The organism is Micromonospora sp. NPDC051227 (assembly GCF_044455385.1).
Taxonomy (GTDB): Bacteria; Actinomycetota; Actinomycetes; order Mycobacteriales; family Micromonosporaceae; genus Micromonospora.
Genome location: NZ_JBITET010000007.1, coordinates 306,290 through 319,874, shown reverse-complemented (window position 1 = coordinate 319,874; position 13,585 = coordinate 306,290). Strand labels below are relative to the sequence as shown.

At 71.2% G+C, this 13,585-nt stretch carries 13 protein-coding genes and 2 pseudogenes; 7 read left to right on the top strand and 8 right to left on the bottom strand.

The features are described 5' to 3' along the window. Nucleotides 1–191 precede the first annotated feature (191 nt). The 3 genes from ACIA47_RS20030 to ACIA47_RS20020 all read left to right on the top strand — a co-directional run bounded on the left by ACIA47_RS20030 (nt 192) and on the right by ACIA47_RS20020 (nt 2,378). Nucleotides 192–395, top strand: a complete 204-nt coding sequence (locus tag ACIA47_RS20030) for a cold-shock protein (protein ID WP_007464836.1) — start codon at nt 192–194, stop codon at nt 393–395. A 224-nt stretch (nt 396–619) separates the two neighbouring features. Further along, nucleotides 620–1,933 (top strand): DEAD/DEAH box helicase, encoded by a 1,314-nt coding sequence (locus ACIA47_RS20025; protein WP_203123851.1) that lies wholly within the window; start codon nt 620–622, stop codon nt 1,931–1,933. A 244-nt stretch (nt 1,934–2,177) separates the two neighbouring features. After that, the gene (locus ACIA47_RS20020; protein WP_091406170.1) at nt 2,178–2,378 is read left to right on the top strand and encodes a hypothetical protein; all 201 of its coding nucleotides are present in this window, start codon (nt 2,178–2,180) and stop codon (nt 2,376–2,378) included. Between the two features lie 204 nt (nt 2,379–2,582). Here ACIA47_RS20020 and ACIA47_RS20015 read toward each other — a convergent pair. The 4 genes and pseudogenes from ACIA47_RS20015 to ACIA47_RS20000 all read right to left on the bottom strand — a co-directional run. Continuing rightward, a pseudogene (locus tag ACIA47_RS20015) lies at nt 2,583–2,962 on the bottom strand (RrF2 family transcriptional regulator); the annotation flags it as partial. A 1-nt stretch (nt 2,963) separates the two neighbouring features. Then, nucleotides 2,964–3,848, bottom strand: a complete 885-nt coding sequence (locus tag ACIA47_RS20010) for an ABC transporter permease (protein ID WP_396709715.1) — start codon at nt 3,846–3,848, stop codon at nt 2,964–2,966. Beyond that, on the bottom strand, nt 3,838–4,617 hold the full coding sequence (locus ACIA47_RS20005) for an ABC transporter ATP-binding protein (RefSeq protein WP_396709713.1): 780 nt from the start codon (nt 4,615–4,617) through the stop codon (nt 3,838–3,840). Before ACIA47_RS20005 ends, ACIA47_RS20010 begins: the two co-directional genes overlap by 11 nt. Continuing rightward, entirely contained in the window at nt 4,614–5,678 is a 1,065-nt protein-coding gene (locus ACIA47_RS20000) for an ABC transporter substrate-binding protein (RefSeq protein WP_396709711.1), read from the bottom strand. Before ACIA47_RS20000 ends, ACIA47_RS20005 begins: the two co-directional genes overlap by 4 nt. Before the next feature lie 331 nt (nt 5,679–6,009). On the opposite strand from ACIA47_RS20000, the gene ACIA47_RS19995 reads away from it, so the two are divergent. From ACIA47_RS19995 to nudC, 3 genes are all read left to right on the top strand, one after another. Next, nucleotides 6,010–7,320, top strand: a complete 1,311-nt coding sequence (locus ACIA47_RS19995) for a M16 family metallopeptidase (protein WP_396709709.1) — start codon at nt 6,010–6,012, stop codon at nt 7,318–7,320. After that, the gene (locus tag ACIA47_RS19990; RefSeq protein WP_396709707.1) at nt 7,317–8,660 is read left to right on the top strand and encodes a M16 family metallopeptidase; all 1,344 of its coding nucleotides are present in this window, start codon (nt 7,317–7,319) and stop codon (nt 8,658–8,660) included. Before ACIA47_RS19995 ends, ACIA47_RS19990 begins: the two co-directional genes overlap by 4 nt. A gap of 156 nt (nt 8,661–8,816) precedes the next feature. Further along, a complete protein-coding gene (nudC, locus tag ACIA47_RS19985; RefSeq protein ID WP_203123840.1) occupies nt 8,817–9,776 on the top strand; it encodes an NAD(+) diphosphatase in 960 nt (319 codons plus the stop codon). A gap of 127 nt (nt 9,777–9,903) precedes the next feature. Here nudC and ACIA47_RS19980 read toward each other — a convergent pair whose 3' ends face one another. The 3 genes from ACIA47_RS19980 to ACIA47_RS19970 all read right to left on the bottom strand — a co-directional run bounded on the left by ACIA47_RS19980 (nt 9,904) and on the right by ACIA47_RS19970 (nt 11,702). After that, the gene (locus ACIA47_RS19980) at nt 9,904–10,179 is read right to left on the bottom strand and encodes a hypothetical protein (protein WP_091406149.1); all 276 of its coding nucleotides are present in this window, start codon (nt 10,177–10,179) and stop codon (nt 9,904–9,906) included. Between the two features lie 228 nt (nt 10,180–10,407). Continuing rightward, the gene (locus ACIA47_RS19975) at nt 10,408–10,647 is read right to left on the bottom strand and encodes a DUF397 domain-containing protein (protein ID WP_112583698.1); all 240 of its coding nucleotides are present in this window, start codon (nt 10,645–10,647) and stop codon (nt 10,408–10,410) included. A gap of 74 nt (nt 10,648–10,721) precedes the next feature. Further along, a complete protein-coding gene (locus ACIA47_RS19970; RefSeq protein ID WP_203123836.1) occupies nt 10,722–11,702 on the bottom strand; it encodes a helix-turn-helix transcriptional regulator in 981 nt (326 codons plus the stop codon). A 214-nt stretch (nt 11,703–11,916) separates the two neighbouring features. Between ACIA47_RS19970 and ACIA47_RS19965 the strand changes: the two are divergent. Beyond that, a pseudogene (locus tag ACIA47_RS19965) lies at nt 11,917–13,137 on the top strand (MFS transporter); the annotation flags it as partial. 151 nt (nt 13,138–13,288) lie between these two features. Here ACIA47_RS19965 and ACIA47_RS19960 read toward each other — a convergent pair. Continuing rightward, nucleotides 13,289–13,531 (bottom strand): mycoredoxin, encoded by a 243-nt coding sequence (locus ACIA47_RS19960; protein ID WP_030337579.1) that lies wholly within the window; start codon nt 13,529–13,531, stop codon nt 13,289–13,291. Nucleotides 13,532–13,585: the final 54 nt, after the last annotated feature.

Sequence of the window (13,585 nt, the reverse complement as noted above, 5' to 3'; positions counted from 1 at the left end):
GCAGTTTTGGTTACCAGAGACTCTGTGTGCGCCTGGCGGGAATTGTGGCCCCAGGCGCTCTTTGTTGTGTCCGGAGTTCTCCGGGCGGGGCGACCAGAAGCGACAGGCGATTCGCGCATCCCCGCGCGGAGCGCTCCTCTTCGGGCACGCAACAAGTGCGTGTCCGACGTTCCGTCAAGGAGACGAAACACATGGCTATTGGCACCGTGAAGTGGTTCAACGCTGACAAGGGCTTCGGCTTCATCACCCCGGACGGCGGCGGCGCTGACGTCTTCGCCCACTTCTCGGCGATCCAGTCCTCCGGCTACCGGAGCCTGGACGAGAACCAGCGGGTCGAGTTCGAGGTGACCCAGGGCCAGAAGGGCCCGCAGGCGGAGAACATCCGCCCGCTCTGATCTTCGGATCGGTCAGCATTACCTGTCCCGCCCTCCGGGTGTGACGGTGACGGGACCGGCCCGCCCCGCTGTCGCCTGCCTACGCAGGCGGCGGCCCGGCGGCGGGCCGGCCTGTACTCCCTTTCGGTTCGTGCTTGTGAGTCCTGGCGGCCTTTTTCCGCTGGTGACAGCGCCGACTTCGGCGCCCTCCCTCGACACGTTCCGCGTCGAGGAAGGCTTTTCGCATGACCACAGTTATTCCGTCGTTCGCTCATACCGGTCTGGCACCGGCGCTGCTCACCGCGCTGACCACGCAGGGCATCACCGAGCCGTTCCCGATCCAGACGGCGACGCTGCCCGACTCGCTCGCGGGCCGGGACGTGCTGGGCCGGGGTCGTACCGGCTCCGGTAAGACCCTCGCCTTCGGGCTTCCGCTGCTGTCCCGCACCGCCGGCCGTAAGGCGCGGCCGGGCCGCCCGCTGGCCCTGGTGCTGGTGCCGACCCGCGAGCTCGCTCAGCAGGTCACCACCGCCCTGGCCCCGTACGCCCGCGCCGTCGGGCTGCGCTGCGCCACAGTGGTCGGCGGCCTGTCGTTGCAGCGGCAGGCGGACGCCCTGCGCGCCGGCGCCGAGGTGGTCGTCGCCACCCCCGGCCGGCTGCACGACCTGATCAACCGTGGCGACGCTCGGCTCGACCAGGTCGAGATCACCGTCCTGGACGAGGCCGACCAGATGGCCGACATGGGCTTCCTGCCGCAGGTCACCAAGCTGCTGGAGCAGGTCGCGCCGCAGGGGCAGCGGATGCTCTTCTCCGCGACCCTGGACGGTGGCGTGGACCGGCTGGTCCGCCGCTTCCTGAGCAACCCGGTCACCCACTCGGTCGACCCGGGCACCGCCACCGTCACCGCGATGACCCACCACGTGCTGCACGTCGACGCGCTGGACAAGCCCGACGCGCTGACCCGGATCGCCGCCCGTGAGGGCCGCACCATCCTGTTCATGGGCACCAAGCACCGGGCCGACCGGCTGGCTCGCCAGTTGCTCTCCAAGGGCGTACGCGCGGCCGCGCTGCACGGTGGCAAGTCCCAGCCTCAGCGCACCCGGATCCTGGAGCAGTTCCGCAACGGTCAGGTGACCGCCCTGGTCGCCACCGACGTGGCGGCCCGTGGCATCCACGTGGACGGCCTGGACATGGTGGTCAACGTGGACCCGCCGACCGAGGCGAAGGACTACCTGCACCGGGGCGGCCGTACCGCCCGGGCCGGTGAGTCCGGTTCCGTGGTCACCCTGGTCCTGCCGGAGCAGCGTCGGGACGTGTCCCGGCTGATGGCCACCGCCGGTATCCGGCCCGAGTCGGTCCAGGTGCGCCTGGGTGACGGAGCGCTGGCCCGGGTGACCGGTGCCCGCGAGCCGTCCGGTGTGCCGGTGACCATCGTCGCTCCGCCGGCGCCCGCCTCTCGGGCCCGTACCTCCGGTGGCGCGTCCACCGATGGTGGCGCCCGTCCGGCGCACCGCGCGTCGGGCCGGTCCCGTCGCCCGCGTCGCCCGCGTACCGTCTGATCTTCTGCGCGTCGACCGACCCGTCCCGCTTCGGCGAGGCGGGTCGGTCTTGTCTGCGCGGTGTTCCGGGCCGGTCGGCTGTCCGTGCGGCGCGACCGGTCAGCCGGCCGCGCCGGGTGGCCCCTCTGCTGAGTCGGTAATCAGCCTCTGCTGGGTCGGCTGGCCGACTGCGCCCCGGCCGGTCGTGGTCGAGGCTGACCGATGGGGGAAGTCGGGCGGGGGGCCCGGCACGGGAGGGGTGACCATGGCGGGCGAAGCCGGCTCGGGCGCACTGCGTGAACTGATCCTGGTGGTCGCGGTCGCGCTCGCCGGGTTGTTGCTCGCCATGGTTGCGGCCTTCGCGCCCTGGCATGCCACCCCGGCGGGTAACGCTCCCGCCGGTCTGGTGGAGCTGCACAGTCCTGGCGACCCGGGCCTCGGCCCGGCGACCGCACACGTGGGCTGAGCAGCGACCGGCCTACCGGTGCCGGCGGAGGGGCAGGCCCGGTCAGGATCGGTACGAGGTGTGGTCGGGTCGGCGGGGCACCGGCCCGACCACATCGCCCCCGCGCCCCTCTCCCGGCGCCGATCTTGCACTTTCGGATGTCGATATGATTCGGATGTCTCTTATGCGGGGACAGTAAGTGCAAGATCGCGGAGTGGGACGTGTGGCGATCGCCCCGTGCACCGCCAGCCAGACGTCGGTGAGCCCGGCTGCCACTCCGTGATAGCCGGCCCGCTCGGTTGGCAGGCCGCGGACCGTGGTGAGCGAGCCGCCGACCGCACGCAGCACGTCTCCAACGGTGATCTCGTCGGCTGGGCGCGGGTCAGCGCGTACCCGCCGTCGGCGCCGCGATGGCTGTGCAGCAGACCGGCCCGGCGCAGGTCGAGCAGGATGCCCTGGAGGAAGCTGAGCGGAATGTCCTGCACCTCGGCCAGGCTGGCCGCCTTCACCAACTCGCCGACCCGGTCGCCGTCGCCGCCACCACCGGCGGCGGCGACGGCGAGCAACGCCCGGAGCGCGTAGTCGCTGCGCGCGGAGACGAACACGTCACTGACCAGCCTGGTCCAGTACGCCCCAGCGGCGCCGGATCGCCTTGTCCGCCGCGCCGAACGCGGCGTCCACGACGAGGCCGACGACCAGGATGACGATCATCGTGGAGAGTAGCCAGGGCGCGTCGGACAACTCGCGGGAGTAGGTGAGCTGGGCGCCGAGCGAGGTCTGTGAGATACCGCTCACGAGCAGCTCACCGGCCATCAGGCTGCGCCAGGAGAAGGCCCAGCCCTGCTTGAGACCGGCGACGATCGCCGGCAGGGCGGCCGGCGCGATGACGTACCGGTAGAGGTTGAGTCCCCGGGCGCCCAGGTTGCGGCCGGCGCGCACCAGCAGCGGCGGCACGTAGTCCACCCCGGAGATCACCCCGTTGGCGATGGACGGCGCCGCGCCGAGCACCACCACGAAGAAGATCGCCTTCTCGCTCAGCTCGAAGAGCAGGATGGCCAGCGGGAACCAGGCGATCGACGGCATGGTCTGCAATGCGGTGATCATCGAGCCGATGGCGGCGCGCAGCACAGTGGACCGGGCCACCGCGAGGCCGAGCAGCAGGCCGACGGCGACCGAGAAGACGTACCCGAGGGCGGCCCGTTGCAGCGTGGTGAGCAGGCCGTCCCAGAGCTGCGGGCCCTGGGCCTGGGCCACCAGTTCGCGGCCGACCTCCAGCGGTGGCGGCAGTGAGTACGGCGGCTTCCAGCCCGTCCAGACGACGATCTGCCAGGCGGCGATGGCGATGGCCAGCGCGGCGAGCTTGGGCCAGATGGCCGCCCAGATCCGGGCACCCCGGGAGACCTCCTTGTCCCGGCCGGCGATCTCCAGCGCGTCGAGGCCGGTGATCTCCGCGTCGGTACGCGCCGAACTGGTGAGGGTGTCACTGGCCATGGCGGCCCACCTCCGTACGGAGCCGCTCGGTGACCTCGGCGGCGATGGCGGCGACCTCGGGGGAGTCGATCCGGCGAGGGCGCGGGATGTTCACCTCGGTGGAGTAGATGATCCGGCCGGGTCGGCTGGAGAGCAGGATGATCCGGTCGGCCAGCCGGGCCGCCTCGCGGACGTTGTGCGTCACGAAGAGCACCGAGAGTTTGCGCTCGGACCAGATCCGTTCCAGCTCGTCGTGCAGGATGTCCCGGGTCATCGCGTCCAGCGCGCCGAAGGGCTCGTCCATCAGCAACACCGGCGTGTCCAGGGCCAGGGTGCGGGCCAGCGCGACCCGTTGCCGCATCCCGCCGGAGAGCTCGTGCGGGCGCTTACGGCCGAAGTCGGCCAGGTGCACAGTGCGCAGCAGCTCCGCGACCCGCTCGTGACGCTGGGCCCGGGGGAGCCGACGCAGCTTGAGCGGCACCTCCACATTGGCGTCGACGGTCAGCCACGGGAAGAGCGCCGGCTCCTGGAACATCAGGCCCGGGTTGGCGTCGCCGGCCAGGCTGATCCGCCCACCGCTGACCCGGTCCAGCCCGGCCACCAGGTTGAGCAGGGTGCTCTTGCCGCAGCCGGACGCGCCGACCAGGCAGACGAACTCGCCGGGCGCGACGTTCAGCGACACACCGTCCAGGGCCAGGACGGCGTTCGCCCCGCGCCCGTACACCTTGGTCACGCCGGAGAGCGTGACCGCTGTGGTCGCGCTCTGCGGCGCCGTCGTTGTCGACGTCATGGCTGGACGACCTCGGGCTTGCCCTGCGCCTTGAGCGCGTTGTTGAGGTACTTCAGGTCGTACAGGCCCTTGAGGTCCACCGGCTCGGTCAGGTCCACGTCGACGGCGTGGTCGAGCCCGGCCTTGAGGGAGGACGAGATCGGGTCGTTGGTGAACTCCAACGTCGGCCACGCCTGCTTGATCAGCTTCAGGTCCAGCGGCTTGCCAGTGATCTTGCCAATCGCGTCGGAGATGGCCTGCTGCGCCTCCTCCGGCCTGGTGTTGACGAACTCGTTGGCGGCCACCTGACCGTCGACCAGCTTCTGCACCACGCCCGGGTGCGCCTTGAGGAACTTGGTGCTCACCAGCAGGTTGGTGATGACGAACTTCTTGTCCGGCCACAGGTCGCGCTCGTCGATCAGCACCTTGCCGCCGGCGTTGACCAGGCGGGAGACGAACGGCTCGGGCACCCAGGCGCCGTCGATCGCGCCGCTGTTGAACGTCTCGATGGTCTGGGCGTTCTCCTGCGGCACGATCTTGACGTCACCACCACCCTCCTTGGTGGTGGTGAGGCCCTGCTGCTTGAGCCAGTAACGGATCGCCACGTCCTGGGTGTTGCCCAACTGCGGGGTGGCGATCTTCTTGCCCTTCAGGTCCTGCGTGCCGGTGATGCCGGGCTTGACGACCAGCGCCACGCCGCCGGAGGCCGCGCCGGAGATGACCCGGACGGCCTCACCCTTGGACTTGGAGAAGGCGTTGACTGTCGGGTTCGGACCGATGTAGGTGGCGTCCAGCGCGCCGGAGAAGACCGCCTCGATGGCGGCCGGGCCGGCGTTGAAGGTTTTCGGGTCCAGCTTGACGTTGGTGCCGAGCTTCTCCGCGAAAATGCCCTTCTCCACGCCGATGACCGCCGGCGCGTGGGTGATGTTGGGGAAGTAGCCAAGGCGCAGCGTCACCGGGCCGGAGCTGCCGCCCGCGCCCTCGCTGTCGTCGCCGCACGCGGCAGTGCTGCCCAGTGTCGCCGCGCCGAGGGCGGCGAGGGTGGCCAGGGTGACCAACCGGCGCAGGGGGAGCCGTCTCATCGTCCATCCAATCCGCAGTATTCCTACTTAGTTGGTAGGAAGAGTGGGTCAGGCTGCGGTCAGCGTCAAGACCCATCCACATGACGGGATGGCGCGTCTCAGTTATGTCGGCATTTCCTACCAGCTTGCTAGGCAGCTACGCCGAGGTCGCGGCTCCGAATCGACGAGTACGCCGCGCTCGGCGTCGACGAGTTCATCCTCTCCGGCTGGCCGCACCGTGAGGAGGCCGAGCGGGTCGGCGCCGAAGTGCTGCCCCAGGTGACGGCCCCTGTCGCGGCGGCTCCGGGAAGGTCGCGGGTGGCGGAGGTGTCGACGCGCTAGGGTCGACTCCGTGGCGGCGCGGAGATCCAGAATTCCAGCGACGAAGTATCCGGTCGAGCGGTTCACCCTCGACAACGGCCTGCGGGTGGTGCTCACCCCCGATCGCAGTGCCCCGGTGATCGGGGTGGCGGTGGTCTACGACGTCGGCATCCGCTCGGAGCCGGAGGGGCGTAGCGGCTTCGCCCACCTCTTCGAGCACCTGATGTTCCAGGGCTCGGAGAACCTGGAGAAGCTGGCCCACTTCCGGCACGTGCAGGGCGCGGGTGGCACCTTCAACGGCTCCACCCACCTGGACTACACCGACTACTTCGAGACGCTGCCGAGTAACGCGCTGGAGCGCGCGCTGTTCCTGGAGGCGGACCGGATGCGCGGCCCCCGGCTGACCGAGGAGAACCTGCGCAACCAGGTCGACGTGGTCAAGGAGGAGATCCGGGTCAACGTCCTCAACCGGCCGTACGGCGGCTTCCCCTGGCTCACTCTGCCGCCGGTCATGTTCGACACCTTCCCGAACGCCCACGACGGCTACGGCTCCTTCGACGACCTGGAGTCGGCGACCGTCGCCGACGCCGCGGACTTCTTCCGCCGCTACTACGCCAGCGGCAACGCCGTGCTGGCCGTCAGCGGCGACATCGACGTGGCCGAGGCAACCGAGCTGGTCACCCGGCACTTCGGCGACGTGCCGGCCCGACCGGCACCGAAGCGGCCCGACTTCACCGAGCCCGACCTGAGCGCCGAGCGGCGCACCTCGTACACCGATGCCCTGGCGCCGCTGCCGGCGGTGGCCGGCGCCTGGCGCGTGCCCGACCCGGTCACCGACTTCGCCGGCTACCTGCCGTACGTGGTGCTGGCCGAGGTGCTCACCGACGGCGACGCGTCGCGGCTGGTCGAGCGGCTGGTGCAGCGGGACCGCACGGTGACCAGCCTCGGCGGATACCTCGGTTTCATGGGCGAACCGTTCGACGTACGCGATCCCACGGCGCTGCTTTTGCAGGCGCACCTGCCGCCCGGCGGCGATGTGGACAAGGTGCTGCGCACCATCGACGAGGAGCTGGACCGGCTGGCCACCGACGGGCTGACCGACGGTGAGCTGGCCCGCACCCAGGCCCGGATGGCGACCCACCTGCTGCGGGACACCGACGCGGTGCTCGGTCGGGCGCTGCGGATGGCCGTGCTGGAGCAGCAACGCGGCGAACCGGGCCTGCTCAACGAGTTGCCCCGGCTGGTCGGCGAGGTCACCGAGGAGCAGGTCCGGGCCGCCGCGGCCACCCTGCGCCCGGAGCGCCGGGCCGCCATCGAGGTCATTGCCGGAGGCGCCCGATGAGTGTCACCACCGCTCCTGCCGGCCCGCGTACGCTGCCGCCGCTCGGGCCGACCCGCAAGCTCAAGGTGCCCAAGCAGTCCGAGCGCACGCTGCGCAACGGTCTCACCGTGATCGCCGTACGCCGGCCCGCCGTACCCCTTGTCGAACTGCGCCTCTGGGTGCCGTTCGGCCGGGTCCACCTGGCCCGCGGCGCGATGCTCTCGCAGACCATGCTCTCCGGCACCGAGTCGATGACCAGCGTGCAGATCGCCGCCGAGTTGCAGAAGGTGGGCGGCGGGCTCTCCGCGGGCGTCGACCCGGACCGGCTGATGCTCTCCGGCGCCGGCCTGGTCACCGGCCTGGACCGGATGCTGGAGCTGCTGGCCGAGGTGCTGACCGGCGCCAGCTACCCCAGTGACGAGGTGGCCACCGAACGGGACCGGCTGGTCGACCGGATCCAGGTGGCGCAGAGCCAGCCTTCGCACCTGGCCCGGGAGGCGCTGCTCAAGCGGATTTACGGCCGGCACCCGTACGCGACGCAGACGCCAGAGCCCGGCCAGATCCGTGCCGTCCGACCGGCGGCGCTGCGCACCCTGCACTCGGAGCGGGTCCACCCGTCCGGCGCGCAGTTGGTGCTGGTCGGTGACGTGCAGCCGGAGAAGGCACTGGACGCGGCCGAGCGGGCGCTCGGCGGCTGGTCGGGTGCCGGGCGTGCGGCCGAGCTGCCGGCGACCCCGCCGCTGGAGCCGGGGCCGCTGCTGCTGGTCGACCGGCCGGGCTCGGTGCAGTCTTCGCTGCGGATCGCGCTGCCGGCGGTGTCGCGCACCGACCCGGACCACGCCCCGCTGCAACTGGCCAACCTGATCTTCGGCGGCTACTTCTCCTCCCGGTGGGTCGAGAACATCCGCGAGGACAAGGGCTACACGTACGGCCCGCACTCGGCGATCGAGCACTCCGTCGCCGGGTCGGTGCTGGTCGCCGCCGCCGACGTGGCCACCGAGGTCACCGGCCCGGCGCTGCTGGAGACGACGTACGAGCTGGGTCGGTTGGCGTCGCTCCCACCGAAGCCCGAGGAGTTGGAGCAGGCCCGGCAGTACGCCCTGGGCACCCTCCAGCTCGGCATGTCCACCCAGGCCGGGTTGGCGGCGTTGACCAGCGCGTACGCCGGCAATGGTCTGCGCCTGGACTTCCTCGCCGAGTACGCGGCGCGGTTGGCGAAGGCGAGCATCGACGACGTCGCGCAGGCGGCGGCCCGCTACCTGGCCCCGGCTCGGGCGGCGATCGTGGTGCTCGGCGACGCGGAGCGGGTCACCCCGGGGCTGGCCGCGCTGACCACGGTTCAGACCGAGCAAGAGGCGTGAGCGAGCGGAGCGAGCGAGCCATGGGGTTCAGCAGCGGGCCGTCTCACGGCGGCGTGCAGCGAAGGGGAGCGCCGGCGTGAGCGAGCGGAGCGAGCGAGCCATGGGGTTCAGCAGCGGGCCGTCTCACGGCGGCGTGCAGCGAAGCGGAGCGCCGGCGTGAGCGGGGAGGCGGCGCCGCCGTTGGCGCGGTCCACGCTGGATCGGGCCGCGCACCGGCGGGGTGACTCGCAGTGGTTGACCGAGGCGTGGTTGCGCGCCCGGGTGCTGCTGCTCGACTCGACCGACGAGGGTCGGACGCTGGCCCGCACCGAGACGTCGCCTCCGACGTTGGTGCTGTTCGGGGCGGCTGACGTACCCGCCGGGTCGGAGTCGATGGCGATGTTCCTGGGTGTCGAGCCGGACGGGGTGCCGGTCTTCGCTGTCGACGCGCCTCTTCCGGCGATCCCGGGGACCCGGGCGGTCCACCTCCGGGAGGTGGGTCACCTGCTCGCCGATCGGGAGGCCGGCATCTTCACCACCGCGTTGGCGCTGGTCAACTGGCACACCCGACACGGTTATTCCACGAGCACCGGGGCGCCGACCGCGATGGACGAGGCCGGTTGGTCCCGGGTGGACCGCAATGGTGGGCGGATCTGGCCGCGTACCGACCCGGCGATGATCGTGCTCGTGCACGACGGCGTGGACGGCCCGGACGGCCGCTGCCTACTCGGCAACAATGCCGGCTGGCAGGGCACCCCGGGTGGTCGCCGCTACTCCTGCCTGGCCGGCTACGTGGAACCGGGGGAGTCGGCGGAGGCGGCCGTGCTGCGCGAGGTCCGCGAGGAGGTGGGCATCGGGGTCGAGCGCATCGGGTACGTGGGCAGCCAGGCCTGGCCGTTCCCCGGCTCGCTGATGCTGGGCTTCCTGGCCACCGCGAACCCGGCCGAGCCGGTGCGGGTCGACCCGTCCGAGATCGCGTACGCCCGGTGGTTCTCCCGCCGGGAAATCGGGGCGGCGTTGGCCGGGGAGTCGGTGGACGTGGGCGAGGGGGCCCGACTGATCCTGCCGCCCCCTTCGTCGATCGCGCTGTTCCTCATTCACCGCTGGCTGGACGGCTGGGTGGACGCCGACCGCTGAGCACGGTCCCGGCCCGTGGCCGCCGTTGCCGCGGCGGTCACGGGCCGGGAACACGGGCCGTCGTGGTCGGCGGGTGCGAGTAACGCGGCGGGGGAGCCGGTCCGACCACGACGGACGACCTGTGGAATCAGGTGCCGGTGCGGCCCGGTCTGTGTCGGAAGGCGGGCCGGGATTCGATCAGCGGGAGGACCTTGACCCGTTGCTTGCCGGCGCGGACCGCGCCGACGGTGGCCAGGGCGCGGGCCAGCAGCAGCGCGGCGTCCCGGTCCTCGGCGTGCACGATCTGCCGGCGCGGCTCGGGCGTGGTCGTCTCGTCGCGAAGTCGGTGGCCGTCCGCCCATGCGGCGGCGATGTCCCCGTCAGCGACGGCGCGGATGTCGGTGCGAACGATCAGGAACCGCATGAGGGTCTCCGGATGAACCGCGACGGATGAGCCAGTGTGGAAGTTCCACGTATCCGAGGGCCATGTTACGCCCCGTGTTCGTCCCAGCAACTGAAACGCGCCTATCGGTTTCGAGCCTCGTCCGATCGGCGGATCGCTGCTCAGCAGGGTCGCCGAGCGACCGAGTCGCCGGGTAGGACGCGACGGGGCCGCCGGCAGTGCGCCGACGGCCCCGTACCAGTCACCGAATCAGTTCAGATCGAACTGGCCCTTCTTTGCCCCGGTGATGAAACCGAGCCATCCCGCGCGGTTGAACAGCAGTACCGGGCCGCCCCGGTCCTTGCTGTCGCGCAGGGCGACAGCCGACGGGCCGGTGGCCAGCGGGGCGACCTCCACGCAGTTGGAGGTCTGGCTGCGTGTGCTGGTACGCCACGGGGCGTCCGCCAACGAGTGGGCGGAGACGGACGGCGTGTTGCGGATTTCGTTCATGGTTCTGCTCCTGATGTGCAGCGATCCGATGGGACGAGTGGTGCCGCACGTCCCGACGGAGGGTCCCCCGTGGATCACCGGTCCGTCAGTCGCCCTGATTCCCGGCGGCGTTGGGTCGGCGCCGTTGCCGGTCCGAACGCCACTGTGGATGGGGGCGCCGCCTCGGTCAGCCGTCCCGTCGCCTCGATCAGCCAGGAGAGGGTGTCCGAGGCGTCAAGTGCCGCCTTGCATAGCCACTCGAACACCACTTTATAGCGATTTAGCGTGATTGACTCGGTCGACATGACGTCGGTGAAGCCACCTTCGATGGCCAATGTCTCCGGATCGAGGGGATCGGCGAACCGATAGACCGAGAAGGCGGTCGGCGGAAGGTACCAATCGCCGATCTGGGTGTCCCGGGGCAGCACGTGCAGGGCCACGTTGGGCAGCAGCGCCAACTCGCAGAGCTGGAGCAACTGTTCGTGCAGCACCTCCGGCGGCCCGGCCCGGCGGCCGAGAGCCGCCTCCTCCAACACGGCGGTGTAGCGGGGAGCGTGCGGCTCGCGGGTCAGCAGCGACTGGCGGGCCAGCCGCGCCTGCACCTCGGTCTCCGGCTCGTCGCCGGGCTCCGGCTCGCCCGCGCCCGCGTTGACCTGCCGGGCCGACACGATCCGGAGCTGGGCGTACCCGGGGGTCTGCAACAGGCCCGGCACCAGCACCGGGTTGTACTCGGAAATCTCCGCGCAGCCCGCCTCCAATTCGGCCCAGCCGCGCTGTTGCTGCGTCATCACCGGGAAGTTCTTCAACCAGCCGCGCATGTCGCCGGCCTCGTTGGTGATGCCCAGCAGCTCGTCGTGCAGCGCCTGGTCGGCGCCGTAGAGGTCGAGCAGGTCGCCGACGTCCTGCGGGTCCGGTCGACTGCGGCCGTTCTCCAAGCGGGACAGTTTGGACGCGGAGGCCCAACCGATACGCTCGATGACCTGATCGCCGGTGAGGCCTGCGGCTTCACGTAGGCGGCGCAGCTCGATGCCCAACCGGCGACGACGCAGGATCGGGCTGGGTGCGGCAGGAGGCACAGTGTCCTCTTTCCCGTCGACCGCCGCAGACGCGACGGTAACTGTATGAAATTCGCCCCCCACGGTCAGTATGGACGGCGCGACCGGTGTCGGAGGTTCCGGCGAGGGCGTGTCTTGCGAAAATCGCACCACGGGAATGCCGGACGAAGACGGACCCGCGGTCGCGGCCCGTCGACCTCGCCCACCTGGGCACGCCATCCCGCCGGAGGGACCCATGCGCACGATCCTGCGCCGACCCGACTTCCGCCTGCTCTTCGGCGGCCTGCTGGCCAGCATGACCGCCGAGTCGATCCTGCTGCTCGCACTCGCCATCTGGGTCAAGGATCTGACTGGCTCGAACGGGTTGGCCGGTGCCACGATCTTCGCGGTCATCACGCCGATGACGCTGGCGCCACTGGTCGGCTGGGTCGTCGACCGCTATCCGCGCCGACCGTTCTTCGTGGCCGCGAACGTGCTGACCGCAGCCCTGCTCGCCCCGTTGTTCACCGTCCGCGACGCGGGCGACGTCTGGGTCGTCTATCTGGTAGCCGCCCTGTACGGACTCTCGTCCATCACGCTCGGCGCGGCGCTCAGTGGGCTCATCCGCGAGATGGTGCCGGTCGAGCTGCTGGCCGACGCGAACGGCGTGCTGCAGACCGTACGCCAGGGGATCCGACTGGTCGGCCCGCTGGTGGGCGCGGCGCTCTACGCGGCGCTCGGCGGGTGGGCGCTGGCCGGAGTCGGCATGGTCGGATTTCTGACCGCGGCGGCGGTGGTCACCGCGCTGCCCACCCCGCAACAGCTGCCACCGGCCGTACGGCTGCGGTGGCCGGCCGAACTGGGCGCCGGTCTGCGGCACCTGGCCGGCGAGCCGGCCCTGCGGCGGGCCCTGCTCGGCTACGGGCTCGGGTCACTGGTGATGGGCTTCAGCGAGTCGCTCATCTTCGCCTACGTCGACCAGGGGCTTAACCGGGATGCCGCCTTCGTGGGGGTGCTGGTCACCGTGCAGGGCATCGGTGGGTTGCTTGGTGGACTCTGCTCACCGACGCTGGTCCGCCGGCTGGGAGAGGTCGGCACGCTGGCCGCCGGGGTCGCCTTCTTCTCTCCGGCCGCGCTCGCGCTCGCTTTCCCCGATTTGCGGCTCGGGTTCGCGGCGGTGCTGCTGGCCGGGGTCTCACTCCCGCTGACGATGGTTGGTCTGCACACGCTGATCCAGCGCCGCACGCCGCCTTCGCTGGTCGGCCGGGTCGCCGCGGCCACCCAGGCGGTGGTCAGCGGGCCGCAGGCGGTCTCCATCGGGGCGGGCGCCCTGCTGGTCGGGTTCCTGGACTACCGGCTGCTGTTCGCGCTGGTCGGGGTGGCCACCCTGGCCGCCGGCAGCTACCTGTGGAGGGGCCGGCACCTGAGCGCGCCGGCCGGGGCCCGCCCGCCGACGCCGCCCACGCCGCCCACCCGCCCGACGCTCCCGGCACCCCGCCGACCGGTCGAGGACGCCGACCGGCCCGAGCTTCCGTCACTCGCCGACCGTCGCCGCGGTGACCCGCTCCGGAACACGACGAGCGGCCGCCCCGGGTGGGGCGGCCGCTCGTCGAGATTGAACCGGCAGATCAGGCGTTGAGCGTCTCCAGGTGCTGCTTCACCTGGGTGATCGAAGGATTCGTCAGGGCGCTGCCATCGGCGAAGCGCAGCGTCGGCACCGTCTGGTTGCCGCCGTTGACGCTCATCACGAACTCCGCGGCCTTCGGGTCCTGCTCGATGTCGACCACCTCGTACCCGATGCCCTCCCGGTCGAGCTGCGACTTCAGCCGGTGACAGTAGCCGCACCAGGGGGTGGAATACATCGTCAGCATCCTCGGATCCTCCAACTCCTCCGGCCGCGGCTTGCGGATCAAGCCGAGGCTGTT